This is a genomic window from Pseudomonas sp. GW821-FHT07F05, assembly GCF_059418765.1.
Genome location: NZ_JBWKQL010000008.1, coordinates 202,909 through 224,727 on the forward strand (window position 1 = coordinate 202,909; position 21,819 = coordinate 224,727).

The window sequence follows — 21,819 nt, forward strand, 5'->3', positions numbered from 1 at the left end:
CGGGAAGTGCCTGGGTCAAGGCTTGCCGCTCCAGCCACCCTCGGGCGCGGCAAAGCGCCAGACGACGGGACGTTTTTCGCCATCGGCGCGGGCACCGAAGTTGTTGTCCGTACCGACCCACGCGCCTTTCTCGTCAACGATCAGCGCTTCGGTCAGGCCGTATTTCTGGTCGTACAGCCGGTTGGGCTGCAGCGCCTCTTTGGCGAACGACCAGCAGGTTTCCAGCTGACCTGTCGCCAGCGTCCGGCGGCAGATGCGGTAAGCCGCGCGCTCCAGGGTGTACAGCTTGCCCTTGTACAGCGAGATGTCGGAATAGTCCTTGGAGACCGCCTTGCCACCCAGCTCGGGCGGCAAAATGTCATTGCCCGAGTCGACTCTCAGGATGCAACTGGCATCACAGGCCCAGCCGTCCTTGCCAAGCCTGGCGGTCAGCAGGCCACGCTTGTCACGTTCGGCGGCGAGCCATAGTTGATCGCCTGCCGGGTTGACCGCGATGCCTTCGAAGATGGCGTTGAAATGCTGCAGCATCCCGGCAGACTGCGCTTCCTCGACGACCTTTTTGGGCAGATCCAGCCAGACCGGCGCGCCTTCGACTGGCACCTTCAGCACGGCGGCATAGGCTTCGCTGACGAGGTAACGGTTGCCCGCCGCGTCGCAACTCACACCTTCAAAGTCCAGATCGCCGCCACGAATCAGCGCCGAGGCTTTGGCCATGCTGCGCAGGGTAGCGGACAAGCCGCTGTCCGGGATCGGCGGGATTTCCAGTGTCTGTGCCTTGGCTTTCCAGACCGTTGCCGAGGTGTCGAGGCTATAAAGCAGGGTGTCGTCGCGGTCCGAAACGGTCCACAGCACGCCGTTGCAGGACGCAAGGCCGGACAGGTTGCCGCCGATCATGTCATCCACCGGATGCTCCGACAGCAGCTTGAGCTCGGGCAATGGCGCAGCGAAAACAGGCGTGACGACCAACAACAGCGCTGCAAACCAGCCCCGCATCAGACCAGCACCTCGGCCAGATTGCCTTTGGATTCGAGCCAGCTCTTGCGGTCGCCCGCGCGTTTCTTGGCCAGCAGCATGTCCATCATTTCCGACGTAGCTGTGAAGTCATCCAGGGTCAACTGCACCAGTCGACGGGTGTTCGGGTCCATGGTGGTTTCGCGCAACTGCGGCGGGTTCATCTCACCCAGGCCTTTGAATCGGGTGACCTGCGGCTTGCCGCGCTTCTTCTCCGCCACGAGTCGGTCGAGAATGCCGTCGCGTTCGGCTTCGTCCAGTGCGTAATAAATGTCTTTGCCCAGGTCGATGCGGTACAGCGGCGGCATGGCAACGTAGACGTGACCGGCATCTACCAGCGGGCGGAAATGCTGGACGAACAAGGCACACAGCAGCGTCGCGATGTGCAGGCCGTCGGAGTCGGCGTCAGCCAGGATGCAGATTTTGCCGTACCGCAGCTGGCTGATGTCTGCAGCCCCCGGGTCGACCCCGATCGCCACGGCGATGTTGTGCACTTCCTGGCTGGCGAGCACTTCGCCGCCGTCGACTTCCCAAGTGTTCAGGATTTTCCCGCGCAACGGCAAGATGGCCTGAAATTCCTTGTCCCGCGCCTGTTTGGCGGAGCCGCCAGCGGAGTCACCCTCGACCAGGAACAGCTCGGAGCGCATCGGATCCTGACCCGCGCAATCCGCCAGCTTGCCCGGCAGTGCCGGGCCTGACGTGATGCGTTTGCGCTCGACCTTCTTGCTCGCCTTCAGACGACGACCGGCGTTGCTGATCGCCAGTTCAGCCAGTTGCATGCCCATTTCCGGGTGCGCATTGAGCCACAGGCTGAAAGCATCCTTGACCACACCGGAGACGAACGCCGCCGCCTCGCGGGACGACAGCCGCTCTTTGGTCTGGCCGGAGAATTGTGGCTCCTGCATCTTCATCGACAGCACGAAAGCGATGCGCTCCCAGACGTCTTCGGGTGCCAGCTTCACGCCGCGCGGCAGCAGATTACGGAACTCACAGAAGTCACGCATCGCGTCCAGCAGGCCCTGACGCAGCCCGTTGACGTGGGTGCCGCCCTGGGCGGTGGGGATCAGGTTGACGTAGCTTTCCTGAACGCTGTCGCCACCCTCGGGCAACCACAGCAGCGCCCAGTCGACGGCCTCTTTGTTGCCCGCGAACACGCCGCAGAACGGCTCATCGGGCAGGCGCAGAAAGTCAGACACCGAATCCTGCAGGTACGAACGCAGGCCGTCCTCGTAATGCCACTCGACTTTCTCGCCGGTGCCTTTGTCTTCGAAACTGACCAGCAGGCCTGGGCACAGAACGGCCTTGGCCTTGAGCACGTGCTTGAGGCGGCTGACCGAGAATTTCGGGGTGTCGAAGTATTTGGGGTCCGGCGCGAAGTACACGCTGGTGCCGGTGTTGCGCTTGCCGACGGTGCCGATCACCGCCAGTTCGCTCGCCTTGTAGCCGTCAGCGAAGGACATTTCATATTCGTTGCCATCGCGCTTGACCCGCACCCGAACCTGGGTAGAAAGCGCGTTGACCACGGAAATCCCGACGCCGTGCAGACCGCCTGAGAACTGGTAGTTCTTGTTGGAGAACTTGCCGCCGGCGTGGAGCTTGGTGAGGATCAGCTCGACGCCCGACACGCCCTCTTCCGGGTGGATGTCCACGGGCATGCCGCGACCATCGTCGGAGACTTCCAGCGAGTTGTCGGCGTGCAGAATGACCTGCACGGATCGGGCGTGGCCTGCCAGCGCTTCATCGACACTGTTGTCGATGACTTCCTGCGCCAGGTGGTTGGGGCGTGAGGTGTCGGTGTACATGCCCGGCCGTTTGCGGACCGGGTCGAGGCCCGAGAGGACTTCGATGGCGTCTGCGTTATAAGAGCTAGCGCTGGGATTGGCCATGGGGTCTCGTCATCAAGTCGTTCATGAAATTTCGGAGTAGCACTGGTTTTACAAGACTGTTCTACATATTTGTTGCAGCAATGGCTCGGGTCAGAGCCCGCTCAGATCAACGCCCTGGAGCAAGGCGGGGGCGAACCCGGCAAAGCTCAACAGCGCTGGTATTTTTGCAGCGAAGCCCTGAAAGCCGTGATCGCCGCCTGCTTCGATGCGCAATGCACAGGCCCGATAGAAGCTCTGGGCGCGGCGGTAGTCCAGCGTTTCGTCGCCCGTTTGCAGCCACACCTGAATACGCTGCGGATCCTGTGGAGCAGGCACTTCCAGCTCGGCCAGCGCCGTCACGTGGTCGTGCGTCAGCTCCCAGCTCTCGCCGGTATAAAGGTTTTGTTGGGTGCCGAGAAAACCATCGAAGAGCTGATGCGGATTGACCGCCGGGTTGATCAGCACAGCCTTGAGGCCGTAGCGCTCAGCCAGGTGAGTCGCATAGTAGCCGCCGAGCGAGCTGCCGACCAGCAGCGGCCGACCGAGCTCCTCGATCGCGGCCTCCAACTGAACCAGCGCCTGCCGCGGATGATGATGCAGCTCGGGCACGCGCACGTATTCGCTCAAACCCAAACGCGCCATCAGCGTCGTCAGCTGTGTGGCTTTCTGCGACTTGGCCGAGCTGTTCAGGCCGTGAATATAAAGAAGCGTCGATTGATCCTGGTCCACGCAGTTGCCTCCCAAACGGCAATCGATACATCCCGGACGGGCTGGCCTACTGGCGCTCATCAGGGCAAAGCCACGCAGTTTACAGGGTCAACTGCGTAAAGACTCGCCTGTTGATGAATCGCTGCACATCAAGGAAATGTCTTTCAATAGCCCGCGCCGTTGATGTCGACGTCGAACAGGTCGGGGGCGATGCGTGAAACACCGGTTTCGATCCGGCCATCATTGTGAAGACGCAGCCAGCGATAGCCGGGCGCAAGGTCGTCGAGCCCGAAATCCACGCTGTTCGGCGCGAACTGGATGCAGGTTGAAGGCGAAGCCATTAGCCGCACGCCGTCGCGAAGCTGATCGAACTCCTGATGCACATGACCCCAGAGCACCGCACGCACCTGAGGAAACCGATCCAGCACCGAAAAAAGCGCCTCGGGATTGCGCAAACCAATGGGCGCCATCCACTCCGCCCCGATGGGTACCGGATGATGATGCAGGCACACCAGATGATGCCGCTCCGGCGCTTCGCTCAAGGCCTGAGCGAGCAATTGAAGCTGACCGTCTTGCAGATAGCCGGGGACAGACCCTGAAACAGCAGAATCAAGCAAAGTGATCCGCCAGTGACCGATATCGACGACAGGTTCGAGAAAGTCGCTGTTCTGCGCAGCAATCGCCATCTCCCTCAGCTCGTCGTGATTCCCCGGAATCCAGCGCGCGGGCGCATTCAGGCGATCACTCGCGTCGCGAAACGCTTGATACGACTCGACCGTGCCGTCCTGAGACAAGTCACCGGTAGCCAGCACCAGATCGATCGCCGGCTGCTCGCTCAGCACAAGCTCGACCACCGCATCCAGACTGGCCCGCGTGGGCATGCCCAGCAGCGCGCCGTCCGCTTCGGCGAACAGATGACTGTCGGTCAGTTGAACGACCAACACGGATGAGGAATGAGAGGATGCGCTCGACAATGGCCATCTCCTTGAGCGGATGTGGCCGGATTATGGTGTTAGATCGGTGCGGCGGCAAACCTGGAAAGAGGGCCTGGTTCTCATCTGCGCACAGAACGTCCGGCCGCAGCGTCGCGCCGTCTCAGCGAACCGCCTCAAACTCATGCCCGCAGGCCAGGCAATGGCTCAGCCATTCACCCAGAAACACGTTGAGCTGGGCCTTTTCGTCGGGCTGGTGCATGTCGGCGTTGGGATAGGGATAGATGCCCTGAAAGCGGCGTGCATGTTCGGCGCCGATGACTTCGGCCATGCGGGCGTCGTGGTAGACCTGCACTTCGAGCACGGGCACCGGCAGCCACGGCAGGCTGTGTTCCTGACGCACTTGCAGTGTGGTGGTGTAAGGGCAATCGAGGATGACCTCGACCGCCAGCACGCCCAGCATCTGGTCGCCCTGGGTCACGGCGACCCGGCGGGAGCGTTGTTGATTGCGCATATCGGGCAGCAAACGCATCAAGCGCGCGTAGTTCGCCTCGCAGGCGGCTTGCAGCCCGGCGAGGTCGACACGGTAGCGCTCGCGCAGAAGATTCACGACCATAGCCCCCTTACTTCGGCGCGATTGAGCGCCAGCCATTGCATTGCAATAATAGTTGCGGCGTTAACGATGCGCCCGTCTTTGACGGCTTGCATCGCGTCGTCGAATGACCAGACCGAAACCCGGATGTCCTCGGCTTCTTCTACCAGCCCGTGCAGCCCACCTGCCCCCTCGCTGTCGCATTTGCCCAGGTACAAGTGCACGAACTCGTTGCTGCCGCCCGGCGATGGAAAGTATTTGGTGATCGGCCAAAGGGCGTTGAACGTCAGCCCAGCTTCCTCTTGTCCCTCGCGGTGAGCAACCTCCTCGGGCTCCTCTTTTTTATCGATCAGTCCGGCGACCATTTCGATAAGCCAGGGGTTTTCATGCTTGCCGATGACGCCGACGCGGAACTGCTCGATGAGCACGACTTCATCGCGTTTCGCGTCGTAGGGCAGCACGCAGACCGCATCGTGGCGAACGAACAGTTCGCGCTTGATTTCCGGGCCCATGCCGCCCGCGAACAATTCGTGGCGCAACTGAAGACGGTCGAGCTGGTAAAACCCTTTGAAGCAGGTCTCACGGTGTTTAATTTCGTAATTCGTCGGCGTCGATCTGTTGCTATCCGTCATAGATTTCTCACTGCTTGAGCACTGTGTCCGGGCCCATCCTAACGCGCTGTGGTGCGGGATGCAGCCCTTTGAGTTCGCAAAACCGGTCACCGGGGTAGACGACTGCCGGGGAAAGCACTCTAATCCGCCCGATGGCGAACTGATTGCGCCACCTACAGTCGAAGGACGTTGCCGTTACCTCCCACGTGACGCCCCCTTATGCCGATGCCAAGGATCAACATGTCTTTTCTGAAGATCATTTCACTGGCCTGCGTGGCCCTGATTTTGGGCGCCTGCCAAAGCCTGTTCCAACCCAACCTGCGCAGTCCGCTGACCGTTCAGCGTGACGCCTCCGAGCTGATCAAGCCCGGCTGCACCACCGATGATTGCCCGCTGGTAAACATCGACACCGTGCATTTCCCCGATGAGCCGAAACTTGACGAGATCGTCCAGCGCACCCTGCTGCAACTGACCCGCAGCGACAGCGATGGTCCGGTGCCGCCAACGCTGAAGGCGTATCAGGAGCAATACCTGAGCCGCGCGCCGGCGCGCAACAGCAGCTACCTGCAGGCCAAAGTACGTGAGCAGCATGACGGAATCGTGGTGGTCGAGCTGTCCAGCTACGTTGATTCAGGCACTGGTCAGGGCAATCCGGGGCGGGCGTTCATCAACTATTCCCGCCAGCAGCAGCGCGTGCTGACACTGGCCGACATGCTGATCCCGGGTCAGGAAGCTGCATTCTGGGACAAGGCCCGCTTGGCGCATCAGGCCTGGCTGATCAGCAGCAAGCTGGACAAGGACACCGAGTTCCAGAACATGTGGCCTTTCAAGCAAACTTCCAACATTGCTCTGACGTACGGTGCGGTGATTCTCAAGTACCCGGTGACAACCATCGCCCCCTACGCCATGGGCCACATCGAGCTGAAGATTCCGTACCCGCAGCTGAACGGCATCATCAAGCCTGAGCTGTTTCCCGGTCGGAGCTGATCGGTAGAACCTCGGCCGGCGCTCGAAAAGGCGCCGGCTTTATCTTGTAACGCCCTTTCTTGCAAACGCCTCATTTAAATAACTTTTATACCTCGCCACTTCCTACATACACTTTCCCACCCGCAAACTAATACTTTAAACACATACACTTCCCGGCCACTCGAATATTAAACTTCTTGTTTATTGACGCAGTCCTGACTTAATCATTAAGTTCCGCCCTGAACTTTTTGGAACTGTCAGGGAGACGGGATGCGCTTATGGAATATCCTGCCGTCATGGTTTGATATTGAAGACCGGCTAAGAGATGAAATCAACAGCAGAGGCCAAGGTCACTTCAGAAGTCATCTGAATGAACAGGCGCTTTCGATCGAACTTGTATTGCGTCGTGTCGACAACATCAGAACTGCTTTTTACCGCGCCGAATTTGAAGCCAGCGCATTACTGCGACAGCGATTCGCAGACCTCGACATATCCGAAGTGCTGTTTGATCTGATAGGCGTCGTCGGCGACATGGCGATGATCATTGTGGGGAGCGTCCTGGCCGGAGGCGCGATGGGTGCGGGGGTCGGCGCTCTGGCGGGAGGCATAGGCGCGGGGCCCGGCGCATTCGCTGGAATGGCGATCGGGTTGCAAGCCAGCAGCTGGATTCTCGGCGTGCTTGGGCTGGCATCGGTCGCCGAGTTTTTCGTAAAAGGCCTGCCTGCGCTGCTGGACCACTACGTGCGCGGTATCCAGGTCGCTTGGGACGGGGCCCAAGGCAACGATGGGCTAAACCCGATTTCACAGGACGACCCGTGGGTGGTCGACCAAGCGGCCCACCACATCGCCCGCGGGCACACGGAAGTGGTGATCCTGCTGCTCGGCGCGGTGGTTGAGTACCTGACCCGAGGGCGCGGCAACATGGCGCTACTCGCCGGTCAGATGCGCGCCAGCAGCAAAGGCGCGCGGCTGGCGCAGTGGATGGTCAAGCATGAAGAGGGGCTGAAAAAGCACCCTGGTCTACAGCCCGCCCAGCCTCGAACGGCGGACCCGATGACACCGGAAGCGCCGCCCGGCACGCATCGGGAAACCGATGAGCCAGGCGTGAAGAAACCGCTGGGCATGCCGGAATACAAGGTGCCATGCTTTAACGCGAGCAACCTGCACTACAGCAAAATTCCCGAGTTCGACCGGCAACTGGTGGGGCAGGAACGAGGGCTGAATGATCTGACCGTGGATGAGTATTTGCGGGGGCGGGAGGCGTTCAAGGCAGGGGATAAGGTTAGGGATCCAAGGGTGGCGAAGAAAGCGCGCGCAAACCTTGCCCGGGACCTCACTGAGAAGATAACCCTTGAGCTACGTTCAAAAGGGTTATCACATCGAGAGGCTAAAGAACTGGCAATGGCCTCAGCTAGGGAGAAAATGAACTCACTCGCGGCTCTTCACAACCCGGACCTTTTCGCAGGGGGGAAAGATTTTATTTCCGATTTTGGAGACAGATCAGTGAACGCCAGCATCGGGGCGCAATGGCGTCGGCGGATCGACGGACTTGATGCTTTGGCAAATAAAGTCAACTTAAACAGTCGTGCTACGACCAAAGTAAATGCCAAACTAGAACGCTGTAAATAGAGGTGACAGTGGAAGAGTATTACGAATGTTTCCTTGAGGAACTGGGCCCCGCGCTGGACAGGAGAGAGGTGCCTTTATCAACATTGGACAAATACGCAGAGAAACTCCCTCAGCAACTCCTGAAGCAGTGGCGGGACCACGGATGGAGTGGCTACGCCGAAGGGCTGTTCTGGACCGTTAATCCAGCTGAGTATCAGGAACTGATCACTGCATGGCTGGATGATTCGGAAATACCCGATTCCGGCTTCTATCACACGATCGCCAGAAGTGCTTTCGGCGATCTTTATCTTTGGCATGAGAAAGCGGGGAACTGGCTGAACTTAACGATCCCATATGCACGCTTCCATAGGACCAAGCCAAACGTTGGGAAATATGATTTTGATGAGGTGATCGAGGTGTTTTTTTTGACACAGAGTCGAGAAGCCAATGATCTTGACGACCTCTTTGAAAAAGCACTGAGAACACTCGGCCCACTACAACCCGACGAAATGTACGGCTTCGTCCCTGCCCTCGCACTCGGCGGCTCAGCCGATCTGAAACATCTGCAAAAAGTCAAAACCATCGAGCACCTCACTTTCCTGTCCCAGCTCGCGCCGCTGACGGATTGGGGATTCCCGGACCTCGATACGCTTTGAGCCACACGCCGGCATTGAGCCTGGTTTTTCTATTCCAGGTCCAGATCGCTGAGTTAATGCCGCACATCGGCCTCGAATGCAGGTGGCTGCCCGCGGGCCAATACCCACTGCAATACACCCGCCACAACGAGCGCTGGCAGCGTTGCACCGATGTCCGGATACAGGTTCGCCAGCAGATGGTAAGTGCAGATCCCGCCGATCCACGCCAGTAGCGTCATCCAGCGCAAGCCCGCTGTCGCAACGCCGTGACGACGGCGACGCAGGACGAAGTGATCCACCAGCACCACGCCGAATAGCGGTGCAAACACGGAAGCGATCATCAGCAGGAAGTTCTGGTACTGCGCCAGCGGCGCCAAGCAGGCGATCAGCGTGCAGATGACGCCAATGGCCAGCGCCAGGTGTTCGACTTTGGCCTTCAGCAGAAGGCCGCTCGACACGGCAGCGGAGTGAATGTCGGCGAACGCGTTTTCCGATTCGTCCAGCAGGATCAGCAACAACGGAATACCCATCCCCGCACCCGCGAGCGCCAGCAGCAGCGCATTGGCTTCACCACTTGGCGCGAAGGCCAGGGTGTACGCCACGCCAAGGGACATCAGCCAGAAATTGCCGATGAAGAAGCCCAGCGCTGTGCCGCCGAACACGCCGGCGGCGCGCTCGCCGAACCGGGAGTAGTCCGCAATCAGCGGCAGCCACGACAGCGGCATCGCGATAGCAATATCGAAACCCACTGCAAACGGCATCGAGCCATCTCCCGTCCGCGACCACAGGGCCGTCAAATCAGCCTTTCTGAACAGGTTGAACGTCAGCCAGGCGCACGCCGCCAAGAGCAGCCAGATGCCCCATTTGCGCAGGATTTGCCGAACGAAGGCCAAAGGGCCACTCACCGCCAGCAGGGTTGCGAGGGCGCCGAACACGATGGTCCAGAGCATCGGGCTGGCCCAGAGGCTGCCTTCGGAAAAGGCGCCCGCGCCCAACAGACTGGCGGCGTCGCGCATGACGATGATTTCGAACGAGCCCCAGCCCACCAGTTGCAGCAGATTGAGAGTCGCCGGAACGCCTGCGCCTTTGCTACCGAGGCTGAGCTTGAGCGCAGCCATTGATGACAGGCCGGTGTCACTGCCAATGACGCCAACGGCGGCGAGCAGCAAAACGCCCACCAGTGTGCCGAGCAGGATCGCCAGCATCGAGCCGGACATGCCCAATCCCGGCGCAAGCAACGCGCCGGTCTGCAGGACCATGAGGCCGATGCCGAGGGAAAACCACAGAGAGAACAGGTCGCGCCCGCCAAAGACCCGCTTGGCGGCGGGTACGGGGACGTCGGGTGAATAGGTGCCGGGTGTGTTCACTTTTGTGTCTCGCTGAAACTTAGGGTTGATCGTACCCACGCTCTGCATGGGCACGCATACCTGGACGCTCTGCGTCCTGAGTGACGCAGAGCGTCAGGGGCGGCATTACCACGCAGAGCGTGGGAACGATCGCGGCCTGCTTTTCCTTGCAACTTGTGACTTGCCGCTTGCCGCTTGCCGCTTGCCGCTTGCCGCTTGCCGCTTGCCGCTTGCCGCTCAGACTTTCTTATAAAGCTGACTGCCTTCCTGTCTGAACCGCTCGGCCTGTTCGCGCATGCCTTCGTCCACCGACACGTCCACCGCGCTGATCTTCTGGTTGGCGGCGTACTCGCGCACTTCCTGGGTGATCTTCATTGAGCAGAATTTCGGCCCGCACATGGAGCAGAAATGCGCGACCTTGGCCGAGTCTTTCGGCAGCGTCTCGTCGTGGTAGGCGCGCGCGGTGTCCGGGTCCAGCCCGAGGTTGAACTGGTCTTCCCAGCGGAATTCAAACCGCGCCTTGCTCAGCGCGTTATCGCGAATCTGCGCACCGGGATGACCCTTGGCGAGGTCCGCTGCGTGGGCGGCGATCTTGTAGGTAATGATCCCGGTCTTGACGTCGTCCTTGTTCGGCAATCCCAAGTGTTCCTTGGGCGTGACGTAGCAGAGCATCGCGCAGCCAAACCAGCCGATCATGGCCGCGCCGATGCCCGACGTGATGTGGTCGTAACCCGGTGCGATGTCGGTGGTCAGCGGGCCGAGCGTATAGAACGGCGCCTCGTCGCAGCACTCCAGCTGCTTGTCCATGTTCTCTTTGATCAACTGCATCGGCACGTGGCCCGGGCCTTCGATCATGCATTGCACATCGTGTTTCCAGGCGATCTTGGTAAGCTCGCCAAGGGTCTCCAGCTCGCCGAACTGCGCTTCGTCGTTGGCGTCGGCAATCGAGCCCGGGCGCAGGCCGTCGCCCAGAGAGAAGCTAACGTCATAGGCCTTCATGATTTCGCAGATGTCGTCGAAGTGGGTGTAGAGGAAGTTTTCCTTGTGATGGGCCAGACACCACTTGGCCATGATCGAACCGCCACGGCTGACGATCCCGGTCACGCGCTTGGCGGTCAGCGGCACGTAACGCAGCAGTACACCGGCGTGAATGGTGAAATAGTCGACGCCCTGCTCCGCCTGCTCGATCAGCGTGTCGCGGAACAGCTCCCACGTCAGGTCTTCGGCCGCGCCACCGACCTTTTCCAGCGCCTGATAGATCGGCACGGTGCCGATGGGCACCGGCGAATTGCGGATAATCCACTCGCGGGTTTCGTGAATGTGCTTGCCGGTGGACAGGTCCATGACCGTGTCCGAACCCCAGCGAATGCCCCACGTCAGTTTCGCCACTTCTTCTTCGATGGACGAACCCAGCGCGCTGTTGCCGATATTGCCGTTGATCTTCACCAGAAAGTTGCGCCCGATGATCATCGGCTCGAGCTCAACGTGGTTGATGTTGGCAGGGATGATCGCGCGACCGCGGGCGATTTCTTCGCGCACGAACTCAGGGGTGATCTCTTTCGGAATGCTCGCACCGAAGCTGTGGCCGGGGTGCTGCTGGGTGAGCAGACCAGCGGTGCGGGCTTCCTGCAGCTTCATGTTCTCGCGGATGGCGACGTATTCCATCTCGGCGGTGATGATGCCCTGACGCGCGTAGTGCATCTGGCTGACGTTGGCGCCCGCCTTTGCCCGACGCGGATTGCGCACATGGGCGAAACGCAGCCGGGTCAGTTCGGCATCGGCCAGGCGCTGCTGACCGAAGTTCGAGGTCAGCCCTGGAAGGCGTTCGGTGTCAGCGCGGGAATCGATCCACGGCGAACGCACATCCGCCAGGCCCTTGCGCACGTCGATGATGACGTTGGGGTCGGTGTACGGGCCGGAGGTGTCGTACACACAGACCGGTGCGTTGATCTCGCCGCCGCTGTTTGTTCCAGAGCTCTTTGTTTCAGAGAAGGCCGTCGGCGTGACGTCCAGGCTGATCTCGCGCATGGGCACACGGATGTCCGGACGCGAGCCCTGAACGTAGATTTTCTGCGAGCGGGTAAAAGGTTGAACCGACCCCGAATCGACTTGGGCGGATTCACTCAGATTGGCGTTTTTTAGTGTTGTACTCATCACGGGCTCTCCAGGACATCATCCAGCAGCGGAATGAATTGTCGGAGTTTGAGCCTGATGAACACGGACGGATGCACCCTGAGACGGCATGGATGCAGAGAATCGAAAGGCGCGGACTGTTCAGAAAATGAACAAAGACGACCCCGGACGACACTCAAGAGGACTCGCCGGGAGACGAGAAATCTTGTTCCCTACGCAGGCGCTAACCTGATCAGGTTCAACGGGATCCGGATTATCCGATCTCAGCCTCATATCAAGGCACCCCGACAAGAACGGCGTCAGTCTAGTCGCGGCGCAGGCCAAACGCCAAGCGCGGAATTCAAACGCGCGTTAAATGGCTGATTTGCCCGATTGTTGTCCCTACCCGCTGGAACTACACTCGCTACGCGTCGCCAAAGCCATCTGGATCAGACGCAACGTCACCGTCTTCATACCGCTTGAATTACTAGGGAATGTCTATGCTGCGCAAACTTTCACTGGCCATTGCCGTGTCGTGTGCTTCGAATGCGATGGCCGGGGCAGCAGACATGCCGCTGCCGACCAGGACCGGTTTGGTCAGTGTGTATCAGGAAGCGGTCAACAATAACGCCGACCTTGCGGCAGCCCGCGCCAGCTACGACGCGCAGAAGGAAATCGTGCCTCAGGCACGCGCCGGTCTGCTGCCGAACATCTCCGGCGGCGCCGACATCAATGACACCCGCACCTCGATTGACCAACCCTCCGCCGTCATCAGCCGCAGCGGCACGGTCTATCGCGCGACCTTGAGTCAGCCGATCTTCCGCGCGGACCGCTGGTTCCAGCTCAAGGCCGCGAAGGACGTCAACGAGCAGGCGATCCTGCAGCTCTCGGCCACCGAGCAGAACCTGATTCTGCAAAGCGCCGAAGACTATTTTGCGGTGCTCCGCGCACAGGACAATCTGGCCTCGACCAAGGCAGAGGAAGCGGCGTTCAAGCGCCAGCTCGATCAGGCCAATGAACGCTTCGACGTCGGCCTGTCGGACAAGACCGACGTGCTGCAGGCCCAAGCCAGTTACGACACCGCCCGCGCTGCGCGGATCGTTGCCAAGCGCCAGGTGGACGATGCCTTTCAGGCGCTGATCACCCTGACCAACCGCGACTACAACTCCATTGAAGGCATCGTGCACACCCTGCCAGTGCTCGCACCGACGCCCAACGATGCGAAAGCCTGGGTCGACACGGCAACCCAGCAAAACCTGAATTTGCTGGCCAGCAACTACGCCGTCAGCGCCGCTGAAGAGACTTTGCGTCAGCGCAAGGCGGGCCACGCACCCACGGTCGATGCGGTAGCGCAGTACGAGAAAGGCGACAACGACCCGCTGGGTTTCACCAACCCCAATTACACCGGCCAGAGTTTCCACGGCAGCGTCGAGCAACGCACCATCGGCCTGCAGGTGAACATACCGATTTACAGCGGCGGCCTGACCAGTTCCCAGGTCCGCGAGGCTTACGCTCGTCTCGGTCAGAGCGAGCAGCAGCGTGAAGGCCTGCGTCGGCAAGTGGTGGAAAACACCCGCAACCTGCACCGCGCGGTGAACACCGATGTCGAGCAGGTGCAGGCTCGCAAGCAGTCGATCATCTCCAACCAGAGCGCGCTGGAAGCCACGGAAATCGGTTATCAAGTGGGGACGCGCAACATCGTCGACGTGCTCGATGCACAGCGCCAGCTGTACGCATCCGTCCGCGACTACAACAACACCCGTTACGACTACATCCTCGACAACCTGCGTCTGAAGCAGGCTGCCGGCACATTGAGTCCTGGGGATCTGCAGGATCTGTCACGCTTTCTGAAAGCCGACTACAACCCCGACAAAGACTTCCTGCCGCCGGATCTGGCGAAAGAAGCGGCGAAGAATTTTGAGCGGCCGACGGAGCGGTGAATGTCGCGCGGTCGCGTAGCTATTACTGCACTTGTGGGAGTGACCGGTGTGGCGCTCCACCTTGCTCACGAAGGCGGCGTTTCAGGCGCAATCAGCCCAACAACCGCCCAATCCCATCCAGCAACCTCTGCAACGCCCCCTGATTGGCCTTCATCACGGCCAATCCGGCATCGGCCATCGCCTTTGCTTTCTCGGGATGGTCGATCAACCCTCGCACTGCAGCGGCCAGTGCGGCCGAGTCACTGACCTCCTCCAACGCGCCGGCATTACGCAGCATCGTGGCGATTTCGAGGAAGTTGAACAGGTGCGGGCCGCTGAGAACGGGCTTATCCAGCGCCGCAGGCTCCAGCAGGTTATGGCCACCGTTGGGCACCAGGCTGCCGCCGACAAAGGCGATGTCGGCCAGCGCATACAGAAACAGCAGCTCCCCCATGGTGTCGCCCACCAGAACCGAGGTCTCCGGCGTTACCGGCTCGGCCGTCGAACGACGAACGCTGGCGAATCCTTGCTGCTGACTCAGCTCAAACACGCCATTGAACCGCTCGGGGTGACGGGGCACGAGGATCAACAGCGCGCCGGGATGGGTTTCCATTACCGTGCGATGGGCCGCCAACACCACCTCGTCTTCGCCCGCGTGGGTACTGGCGGCAATCCACACCGGACGCTGCAAGGTCTGCCATTGCTCACGCTGCTGAGCGGCACGCTCCAGCAATTGCGGATCAATGGTCAGGTCGAACTTGATCGAGCCCGTCACGGTGACGCACTCGGGCCGAGCGCCCAGGTCACGAAAGCGCTGGGCCTCGGTTTCGGTCTGCACGGCAATCAGGCTCATCTCTGCCAGCATCGGCCGAGTCAGCCCGGCGAAGCGTCCGTAGCCGCGAGCGGAACGCTCTGACAACCGCGCGTTCGCCAGCACCGTCGCAATGCCGCGCTTCGCACACTGATGAATGTGATTGGGCCACAGCTCGGTTTCCATGATCACGCCGATCTTCGGCTGGATGTGATCGAGAAAACGCCCGGCTGCCCACGGAAAGTCATAGGGCAAATAGCAATGCTGAACGCGCGGCTCGTGGGCGAACAGCGACTGAATGCGCTCCGAGCCGGTCGGCGTCATGCAGGTGATGGTGATCGGCAATTGCGGATAGCGAGCCAGCAAGGCGCGAATCATCGGCGCGGCGGCGATGCTCTCGCCCACCGACACGGCATGCACCCAGATACCGCCGCGCTGCATGGCGGGCAAGCCCATGGCGAAGCGCTCGCCGACCCGTTTCGCGTAGGCCGGCGCCTTGCGCGAACGCAGCCACAAGCGCAGGGCGATCAATGGGAGGCCGAGGTGGAACAGGATGCTGTAGAGGGTTCTATTCATGGGCGCGGAGTTTATCAGCCAAACGCTGTCAGATTTCCATGGAGCTTCGCACATATCTTGCCCGGCGCATTTCGCCAGCCGCCAGCCCGCCAGCCCGAAAGGCGCCGGTTGTTCAGTACCGGGTAAGCCGCTTTAATGACGGCCATTGAAAAGGAGCTACACCATGTCTGCGTACTACCTGCTGGCCATCGCCATCTGTGCCGAGGTCATCGGCACTGTGTCCATGAAAGCCGTCAAAGGCCTGAGCACGCCGATTCCACTGCTGTTGGTAATCGTCAGCTACGCCATTGCGTTCTGGATGCTCACGCTGGTGGTGCGCACCATCCCGGTCGGCGTGGCATACGCCGTGTGGGCGGGCATGGGCATCGTCATGGTCAGCATCGCGGCGCTGTTTATTTACGGCCAGAAACTGGACTTGCCCGCCATCGCCGGCATGGGCCTGATCGTCGCGGGCGTCGTGGTCATCCAGCTGTTCTCGAAGACGGCCGGTCATTAAGGGGGTTACTGAAAAGTGCCTTCCCCTATAATGCCGGCATTCGTTTCGCCATTTGAGGTGCCCATGTCATCTGCTATTTCCACTGACGTCCTGATTGTCGGCGCGGGCGTTGCCGGTCTCTGGCTCAACGCGCGGCTGCGGCACCAGGGCTTTTCAACGGTGGTGGTGGAAAAGGCCAGCCTGGGTGGCGGCCAGACACTCAAATCCCAGGGGATCATCCACGGCGGCGCCAAATACGCCCTGCACGGCGCGCTGTCCGGTGCCTCCGAAGCGATCGCCGACATGCCACGTCGCTGGCGCGAAGCGCTCGCCGGCAAAGGCGAGCTGAACCTCTCAGGCGTACGCCTGCTGTCGGAAGCCCATTACCTGTGGTCGCCCGGCACCCTCGCCGGCAACCTCACCAGCTTCTTCGCCAGCAAGGCCGTGCGCGGGCGTGTTGATCAGGTCAAGGGCAGCGACCTGCCGCCTGCGCTCCAGGATCCGCGCTTCAAGGGCAAGGTGTACCGCCTGGCCGAGCTGGTCATCGACATTCCCAGTCTGGTGAAAAAACTGGCGGAGCTGGCGGGCGACAGCCTGCTGGCGGGTCAGGACATCCAGCCGCTGCGCCGCGACGGCGAACTGGTCGGGCTGCGCGTCGACGGCCGCGACATCCACGCCCAGCGAGTGGTGCTCAGCGCCGGTGAAGGCATGGCTGATCTGCTCAAGGCGCTGAACGTCAGCCAGCCGGCCATGCAACGCCGCCCGCTACACATGGTGCTGGTCAAAGGCCCGACGCTCAAACCGCTGTACGCCCACTGCCTGGGCGGCGGGCCGAAACCGCGCATCACCGTCACGACGCATCCGGCGGCGGACGGCCAGTGGGTCTGGTACCTGGGCGGCGACATTGCCGAAGCCGAAGGCGTGGCCCGCACCCCCGCCGAGCAGATCGCCGCCGCGAAAAAAGAGCTCGCCAATCTGCTGCCCTGGGTGGATCTCAGCCAGGCGCAGTTCGCCACCTTGCGCGTGGACCGCGCCGAGCCACAGCAAAGCGGTCTGGTGCGCCCGGACAACGCCTTTGTCGACGTGCAGGGGCGCTTGCTGGTCGGCTGGCCCACCAAACTGGCGCTGGCCCCCGACTTCGCCGATCGCGTGCTGGCCTCGCTGTCCCGGGATGACATTCACCCGACCCCGCAACCACCGCACACCGACTTCCCCAAGCCGCCACTCGCCATTCCTGTCTGGGATCAACTGCTGCCATGAAGACCCTGCACGATCTGCATCGGCCGCTCGGCAGCCTCGGCATCAACGTCTCACCCTTGGGCCTGGGCACGGTAAAGCTGGGCCGCGATCAGGGCGTGAAGTACCCCAACGGCTTCACCATTCCCGACGACGTCGAAGCGCAGATGTTGCTGAAGCTGGCGCGGGATCTGGGCATCAACCTGATCGACACCGCCCCGGCGTACGGTCGCAGCGAAGAGCGCCTCGGCCCGCTGCTGCGCGGGCAACGCAAGGACTGGGTGATCGTCAGCAAGGTCGGCGAAGAATTCGACGCGGGCCAGTCACGGCACGATTTCAGCGCCGCCCACACGCGCCTGTCCGTGGAGCGCAGCCTGCAGCGCCTGGAAACCGACTTCATCGATCTGGTGCTGGTGCATTCCGACGGCAACGATCTGCACGTGCTCAACGACTGCGCCGTCTACCAGACCCTGGCCGAGCTCAAGCGAGAAGGCAAGATTCGCGGGTTCGGGTTCTCCGGCAAGACCGTCGAAGGCGGTCTGCTGGCGCTGGAGGACGGCGACTGCGCGATGGTCACGTACAACCTCAACGAACAGGGCGAAAAGCCGGTCCTCGACTACGCTGCTGCACACGGCAAAGGGGTGCTGGTCAAAAAAGCGCTGGCCAGCGGGCACGTTTGCCTGAGCCCCGGTGTCGATCCTGTGCGTGCCAGTTTCGAGCTGCTGTTTGAACATCCCGGCGTCACCGGTGCTATCGTCGGCACCATCAATCCGCTGCATCTGGCCCATAACGTGGCAACCGCCGCTGCCGTGATCCGTCGTCAGCCCTGAGACAAACGGCCGACCCCAACGCAAGAAGGAGCCGATATGCCGCGAACCCTGATCCGAAAGAACCCCAGCAACTTCAAGACCCTGCCGTTATTTGTCGAAGCCACCCCGGAAAGCCTGACCTACCAGAGCATAGGGATGCCGCTGAATTTCACCCAGACCCTAGCACGGCGTCGCAAGATCGACGTAGAGGACAGCGAACGGTTTTCCACCGAGCTGGCCAATCTCGGTGTCTCGGTGCGCCTGACCCTGCGCTGGCAGAACCGCGATTACTGGGTGCTGGTTCGCCAGCGCCGCCAGGACCGTGGCGATGTGGTGCTCAAGCTGATCTCCGGCTACGTTCCCGCCCACGAACTCAACTTGCCGTTGCACACGGCGGTGCAGGAAGTCGCCGAGGAATGCCTGATCGAGACGCCCCAAGGCTGGCTCGGCGGACGTTTCAACGACACTTGGCTGCCAGCGCCCTACGCGGCAGCGCTGCATTACCGCGAAGCGATGCCCTTTCGCCTCACGCCGCTTTCCGGCGCGGCACGCCCTGTACGTTGCGGCAGCCTGACCCTGATTGAGCGGCCCCGCGCTTACGTGCATTTGCCGACGGCGTCGTTGCAGCTGATCTACGACATGCGCCTGGAAGTGCCGAAAGAGGCTCGCCCGCTGAGCCTGTTTCACGTCGACGAGAGCCTGGAGAACAATGAGTTGGTGGCGCGCCTCAATCGCAGCAAGCCGGATCTGTACCTGATGCCGCTGGAAAACGGCTCGCCCCTGCCCGAGCTGTACACCCTGAAGAAAGACAAGCTTTCGCCCGCCGGTACGCGCGGCCTTTATCTGGCCGAGAGCTTTGCCCCACAAGAAGGCTGGGTGGTACGCGAGGAGCGGATTCGCTGGAAGGACTGGCTGGTGCAGCAGGGCCTGACGCCGAAGAAAAAGCCCAAATCAGGTCTGACCAAGCTGCGGATCAAAGCGAGGCGGCTGGTCAGGCTGGTGCGCAGCGGCCTGCACAAGTAGGCCGCCACTCAGCTCTTTTCAGTGAGGCGTTTGTCACGCCAGGTGCGCAGCCGGGCGAAGAAGTGGAAATAGCGGTTCTCACGCTTGCCCATCCCGCGCTTCGGTGAGAACGACTCTTCAGCGAAGGCGCCGGTGATGCGCACTCGCGAGGCGGTGGTTGGCAGCGTGCAAACGCGGGCGTCGGCCTCAAGCAGGGCGTACTTGAGCAAACGCTCCGAGTGCAGCTTGCGGCCCGTCGCTTCGCAGAACTCGAAGATGCGCTCCACCCGCTTGCCATAGGCGCGGTAGACGTCGCGGCCGCAAATGGCGAAACGATCGTTCAGCCCGCCCCACCACTGCCAGTCCGGAATATAGGCGTTCAGCCGCCGTGCCTGTGGCGAATGAAAGACATAACCTGGCAGCCGCGAATGGAAGAAGTTGTCCGGGCGCACGAACACCACGAAGTCCGGATCGAACGACTCCATCATGCCCGTGACCGTGTGCAGGGAATTGAGCTGATAGATCAGGTTGCGCAGGGAGACATGCTCGTCGCCCCAGGTGTCGCCCATCGCCTTGACCCGCTCGAAATCCCAGCGATCCAGCACGCCGTCCGTGGACTCGAGAACCCCCGTCATCGACTGGAAAACGTCGTAGTTCTGCGCCTTCAGCTCCCCCTTCTCCGCCGAGCGCTGGTTATGCACTTCGTCGATCTTGTAGAGGTGGTAGAAGCATTTGACGTTGCTGCCCTTGGGCAACGGGCCAAGGACGTTTTCCTCAATGGAAGGAAAACAGATTTCCGAGTTGCGCGGGATACCAAAAAACGCGACCGCAATGTTCAGCACTGACAAACTCTCCGGGATCGATGGCGATGCGCCTGGACATGCGCGCTCAAGCGGCGGACGGCCTCGTTCATTTACGAAACAACAGCGTGCGCCACCAACTCCGGGGCTTGAGGGCGATCACTTCGACGTCGGCGTCGAGCAGCCAGTTGCGCTCATAGTCCCAGGCGTGGCCGCCCCAGAGCTTGCCGGCTTCGTTGGAAAAACCGAGGGTCATGAGCTTGTAGCGGTAACCGGCATGGGCGCGCAGCCAGTCGAGCAGCACCAGCACGTTGAAACCTGTGGACGGACCGACGAAGCGCTTGCCGTTGGGACGATCAACAGGGTAATGCTCGGCCAGGGCCGGCAACGGAATGCGGTCCCAATACAGCGCAACCTCAGGCAGCGGGCACAGCGGCACGGCGCATCCCACCAGCAGCGTGAAGCAACGCGAGCCCGGTTGGGCAGTGAACTTCTGTACGTCAGCGGTTGAAGGCAGGCCAAAGAAATAACAGTCGGGCGCGTTGAAGCCGTGGACAAACAGGTTGACGCTTTCAGGCTTTAGCAGGGCGGCCTTGATGCACAGATTGAAGCTGACCACCACATCGTCGGCACCCACGCCCAAGGCATCGAAATCGGCTGGGGTGATGGCTGGATTGTTGGCGATCAGGATGACCCGTGCAGCGTTAGCCAGGCACTGGCGCAGCGCAGCGGGAAGCGCGCCGAATACGTCCTGATCGGCGCCCGGCAATACAAGGGGTTCACTCGGCGCGGTGCTGTCGTGGTTCGACGGCAACGTCATCAGGCCGGCACCTGCATGCCATGGCGCCACTTGACCCAGGCACGGGTCAGCGCCGACGGACGTTGCCACGGGCGCATCGGCCGCTGAATTTCATCGGCCAGATCGCGGCCCACGCGGGCAAAGGCATAACGTGCTTCGGCGAATTTTTGGCCTTCGCTGGCGATGCGCGCGGCAAGCTCGGGATCACTCTGCAGCAGGCGGATCTTCTCGACGGCTTCGTCTTCGGAGCGGTAGAACATGACATTTCGCCCCTCTTCGAACCCCAGCAGCTCGTCCTCTTCACCCTGGCTCCATGCGAGCAGCACGCAGCCGCAGGCCATGGCTTCGAAATTCTTGATCATGAACTCGCCCATGCCGATGTCGGCACTGACGAAAATCCTGATGCGATTAAGCGTTTCAAGGTATTCGGCGCCAGAGGCCGTGCGCGTCACCAGCATGCCGGCGCGCCGCGCGAGGTTTTCCACCAGTTGCTTGCGCTGGGAATACTCGCGGCTTTTCAGGCTGCCCAGAAAACCCACCGGAATGTCTCGGGGTTGACCGAGATTGCGCAGCATTTCCTGGTCGTAGCCCTTGGACACGAACACCGCATCAAGGCCTTCGCCGCGCATGCGCCGCGCAACCACCGCACCGGAAACCAGTGCGCGACTCCACGGCAGCTGCCGGTACAAGCGTGAATACATGCCGTGGTATTTGCTGGCGCTCATGTAGTTCTGATACGCATCGTGCTCAAGAAAGATCAGCCCCGGAATACACTTGAGCACCGCGCGCTGGCGAGCAAGCCGTTTGACCCGGGAGAAAATCACCACCCGGTCGTAGCGCTGATAGTCGACCGAGGCCAGAAACGGCCCGAGATTCAGCTGCTGTTGCTTGCTCAGGCGAAAGATGACGCAGTCGTCACAATGCTGCCGCACGGTGTCGTACAAACCGTCCAGTATGACGCGCTGTTCATCCATCACCAGTAACATGACTTTCATACGTTCATATA

20 protein-coding genes and 1 riboswitch are annotated in these 21,819 nt (G+C 61.2%); of the genes, 8 read left to right on the forward strand and 12 right to left on the reverse strand.

The window, feature by feature from the left end:
- Nucleotides 1-15: 15 nt before the first annotated feature.
- The 6 genes from AC07RO_RS17845 to AC07RO_RS17870 form a co-directional block, all read right to left on the reverse strand.
- Nucleotides 16-993, reverse strand: a complete 978-nt coding sequence (locus AC07RO_RS17845) for an esterase-like activity of phytase family protein (RefSeq protein ID WP_495086704.1) — start codon at nt 991-993, stop codon at nt 16-18.
- Nucleotides 993-2,897 (reverse strand): DNA topoisomerase IV subunit B, encoded by a 1,905-nt coding sequence (gene parE / locus AC07RO_RS17850; RefSeq protein WP_423570881.1) that lies wholly within the window; start codon nt 2,895-2,897, stop codon nt 993-995. Before parE ends, AC07RO_RS17845 begins: the two co-directional genes overlap by 1 nt.
- Nucleotides 2,898-2,987: 90 nt before the next feature.
- Entirely contained in the window at nt 2,988-3,605 is a 618-nt protein-coding gene (locus AC07RO_RS17855) for a YqiA/YcfP family alpha/beta fold hydrolase (protein WP_495086705.1), read from the reverse strand.
- Between the two features lie 143 nt (nt 3,606-3,748).
- Nucleotides 3,749-4,558, reverse strand: a complete 810-nt coding sequence (cpdA, locus tag AC07RO_RS17860) for a 3',5'-cyclic-AMP phosphodiesterase (protein ID WP_495086706.1) — start codon at nt 4,556-4,558, stop codon at nt 3,749-3,751.
- Between the two features lie 121 nt (nt 4,559-4,679).
- Complete coding sequence (locus tag AC07RO_RS17865; protein ID WP_065987826.1) at nt 4,680-5,132, reverse strand: DUF1249 domain-containing protein; 453 nt, start codon at nt 5,130-5,132, stop codon at nt 4,680-4,682.
- Nucleotides 5,123-5,740, reverse strand: a complete 618-nt coding sequence (locus AC07RO_RS17870; RefSeq protein WP_192171113.1) for an NUDIX domain-containing protein — start codon at nt 5,738-5,740, stop codon at nt 5,123-5,125. The genes AC07RO_RS17865 and AC07RO_RS17870 overlap by 10 nt, the downstream gene beginning before the upstream one ends.
- Before the next feature lie 219 nt (nt 5,741-5,959).
- On the opposite strand from AC07RO_RS17870, the gene AC07RO_RS17875 reads away from it, so the two are divergent.
- From AC07RO_RS17875 to AC07RO_RS17885, 3 genes are all read left to right on the forward strand, one after another.
- Complete coding sequence (locus AC07RO_RS17875) at nt 5,960-6,706, forward strand: RsiV family protein (RefSeq protein ID WP_192171114.1); 747 nt, start codon at nt 5,960-5,962, stop codon at nt 6,704-6,706.
- Nucleotides 6,707-6,955: 249 nt separating this feature from the next.
- Nucleotides 6,956-8,314, forward strand: coding sequence for a DUF6861 domain-containing protein (locus AC07RO_RS17880; protein ID WP_495086707.1), 1,359 nt, complete (start codon nt 6,956-6,958; stop codon nt 8,312-8,314).
- Between the two features lie 8 nt (nt 8,315-8,322).
- A complete protein-coding gene (locus AC07RO_RS17885) occupies nt 8,323-8,949 on the forward strand; it encodes a GAD-like domain-containing protein (protein ID WP_495086708.1) in 627 nt (208 codons plus the stop codon).
- A 53-nt stretch (nt 8,950-9,002) separates the two neighbouring features.
- Here AC07RO_RS17885 and cytX read toward each other — a convergent pair whose 3' ends face one another.
- Nucleotides 9,003-10,343, reverse strand: coding sequence for a putative hydroxymethylpyrimidine transporter CytX (gene cytX, locus AC07RO_RS17890; RefSeq protein WP_495086709.1), 1,341 nt, complete (start codon nt 10,341-10,343; stop codon nt 9,003-9,005).
- A 168-nt stretch (nt 10,344-10,511) separates the two neighbouring features.
- Nucleotides 10,512-12,428: a phosphomethylpyrimidine synthase ThiC gene (gene thiC, locus AC07RO_RS17895; RefSeq protein WP_495086710.1), complete on the reverse strand. Its 1,917-nt coding sequence runs from the start codon at nt 12,426-12,428 to the stop codon at nt 10,512-10,514.
- Between the two features lie 171 nt (nt 12,429-12,599).
- A riboswitch (TPP riboswitch) is annotated at nt 12,600-12,704 on the reverse strand.
- 182 nt (nt 12,705-12,886) lie between these two features.
- On the opposite strand from thiC, the gene AC07RO_RS17900 reads away from it, so the two are divergent.
- A complete protein-coding gene (locus tag AC07RO_RS17900; protein ID WP_192171120.1) occupies nt 12,887-14,326 on the forward strand; it encodes a TolC family outer membrane protein in 1,440 nt (479 codons plus the stop codon).
- 91 nt (nt 14,327-14,417) lie between these two features.
- Here the strand turns inward: AC07RO_RS17900 and waaA are convergent, their stop codons facing one another.
- The gene (waaA, locus tag AC07RO_RS17905) at nt 14,418-15,692 is read right to left on the reverse strand and encodes a lipid IV(A) 3-deoxy-D-manno-octulosonic acid transferase (RefSeq protein ID WP_495086711.1); all 1,275 of its coding nucleotides are present in this window, start codon (nt 15,690-15,692) and stop codon (nt 14,418-14,420) included.
- 163 nt (nt 15,693-15,855) lie between these two features.
- Here waaA and AC07RO_RS17910 point away from each other — a divergent pair, with 163 nt between their 5' ends.
- The 4 genes from AC07RO_RS17910 to AC07RO_RS17925 all read left to right on the forward strand — a co-directional run bounded on the left by AC07RO_RS17910 (nt 15,856) and on the right by AC07RO_RS17925 (nt 19,235).
- Nucleotides 15,856-16,188 carry a DMT family transporter gene (locus tag AC07RO_RS17910; protein WP_495086712.1) on the forward strand — a complete coding sequence of 111 codons (333 nt, stop codon included), beginning with the start codon at nt 15,856-15,858 and terminating at the stop codon, nt 16,186-16,188.
- Nucleotides 16,189-16,251: 63 nt separating this feature from the next.
- Nucleotides 16,252-17,427, forward strand: coding sequence for an NAD(P)/FAD-dependent oxidoreductase (locus AC07RO_RS17915; protein ID WP_495008541.1), 1,176 nt, complete (start codon nt 16,252-16,254; stop codon nt 17,425-17,427).
- On the forward strand, nt 17,424-18,233 hold the full coding sequence (locus AC07RO_RS17920) for an aldo/keto reductase (RefSeq protein WP_346626856.1): 810 nt from the start codon (nt 17,424-17,426) through the stop codon (nt 18,231-18,233). The genes AC07RO_RS17915 and AC07RO_RS17920 overlap by 4 nt, the downstream gene beginning before the upstream one ends.
- A 36-nt stretch (nt 18,234-18,269) precedes the next feature.
- Nucleotides 18,270-19,235, forward strand: coding sequence for a metal ABC transporter ATPase (locus tag AC07RO_RS17925; protein WP_192171124.1), 966 nt, complete (start codon nt 18,270-18,272; stop codon nt 19,233-19,235).
- A gap of 8 nt (nt 19,236-19,243) precedes the next feature.
- On the opposite strand, the gene AC07RO_RS17930 is transcribed toward AC07RO_RS17925, so the two are convergent.
- From AC07RO_RS17930 to AC07RO_RS17940, 3 genes are all read right to left on the reverse strand, one after another.
- Entirely contained in the window at nt 19,244-20,056 is an 813-nt protein-coding gene (locus AC07RO_RS17930; RefSeq protein WP_495086713.1) for a hypothetical protein, read from the reverse strand.
- A 67-nt stretch (nt 20,057-20,123) separates the two neighbouring features.
- Complete coding sequence (locus AC07RO_RS17935; RefSeq protein ID WP_346626858.1) at nt 20,124-20,834, reverse strand: protein kinase family protein; 711 nt, start codon at nt 20,832-20,834, stop codon at nt 20,124-20,126.
- Nucleotides 20,834-21,808, reverse strand: coding sequence for a glycosyltransferase family protein (locus AC07RO_RS17940; protein ID WP_495086714.1), 975 nt, complete (start codon nt 21,806-21,808; stop codon nt 20,834-20,836). The genes AC07RO_RS17935 and AC07RO_RS17940 overlap by 1 nt, the downstream gene beginning before the upstream one ends.
- Nucleotides 21,809-21,819: the final 11 nt, after the last annotated feature.

Coding starts and splice junctions, on each gene's coding strand:
- AC07RO_RS17925 (WP_192171124.1), top strand. CDS start 18,270: ATGCCGCGAACCCTGATCCGAAAGAACCCCAGCAACTTCAAGACCCTG.
- AC07RO_RS17880 (WP_495086707.1), top strand. CDS start 6,956: ATGCGCTTATGGAATATCCTGCCGTCATGGTTTGATATTGAAGACCGG.
- AC07RO_RS17915 (WP_495008541.1), top strand. CDS start 16,252: ATGTCATCTGCTATTTCCACTGACGTCCTGATTGTCGGCGCGGGCGTT.
- AC07RO_RS17865 (WP_065987826.1), bottom strand. CDS start 5,132: ATGGTCGTGAATCTTCTGCGCGAGCGCTACCGTGTCGACCTCGCCGGG.
- parE (WP_423570881.1), bottom strand. CDS start 2,897: ATGGCCAATCCCAGCGCTAGCTCTTATAACGCAGACGCCATCGAAGTC.
- AC07RO_RS17910 (WP_495086712.1), top strand. CDS start 15,856: ATGTCTGCGTACTACCTGCTGGCCATCGCCATCTGTGCCGAGGTCATC.
- cytX (WP_495086709.1), bottom strand. CDS start 10,343: ATGCAGAGCGTGGGTACGATCAACCCTAAGTTTCAGCGAGACACAAAA.
- AC07RO_RS17845 (WP_495086704.1), bottom strand. CDS start 993: ATGCGGGGCTGGTTTGCAGCGCTGTTGTTGGTCGTCACGCCTGTTTTC.
- waaA (WP_495086711.1), bottom strand. CDS start 15,692: ATGAATAGAACCCTCTACAGCATCCTGTTCCACCTCGGCCTCCCATTG.
- AC07RO_RS17920 (WP_346626856.1), top strand. CDS start 17,424: ATGAAGACCCTGCACGATCTGCATCGGCCGCTCGGCAGCCTCGGCATC.
- AC07RO_RS17935 (WP_346626858.1), bottom strand. CDS start 20,834: ATGACGTTGCCGTCGAACCACGACAGCACCGCGCCGAGTGAACCCCTT.
- AC07RO_RS17940 (WP_495086714.1), bottom strand. CDS start 21,808: ATGAAAGTCATGTTACTGGTGATGGATGAACAGCGCGTCATACTGGAC.
- AC07RO_RS17870 (WP_192171113.1), bottom strand. CDS start 5,740: ATGACGGATAGCAACAGATCGACGCCGACGAATTACGAAATTAAACAC.
- AC07RO_RS17900 (WP_192171120.1), top strand. CDS start 12,887: ATGCTGCGCAAACTTTCACTGGCCATTGCCGTGTCGTGTGCTTCGAAT.
- thiC (WP_495086710.1), bottom strand. CDS start 12,428: ATGAGTACAACACTAAAAAACGCCAATCTGAGTGAATCCGCCCAAGTC.
- AC07RO_RS17875 (WP_192171114.1), top strand. CDS start 5,960: ATGTCTTTTCTGAAGATCATTTCACTGGCCTGCGTGGCCCTGATTTTG.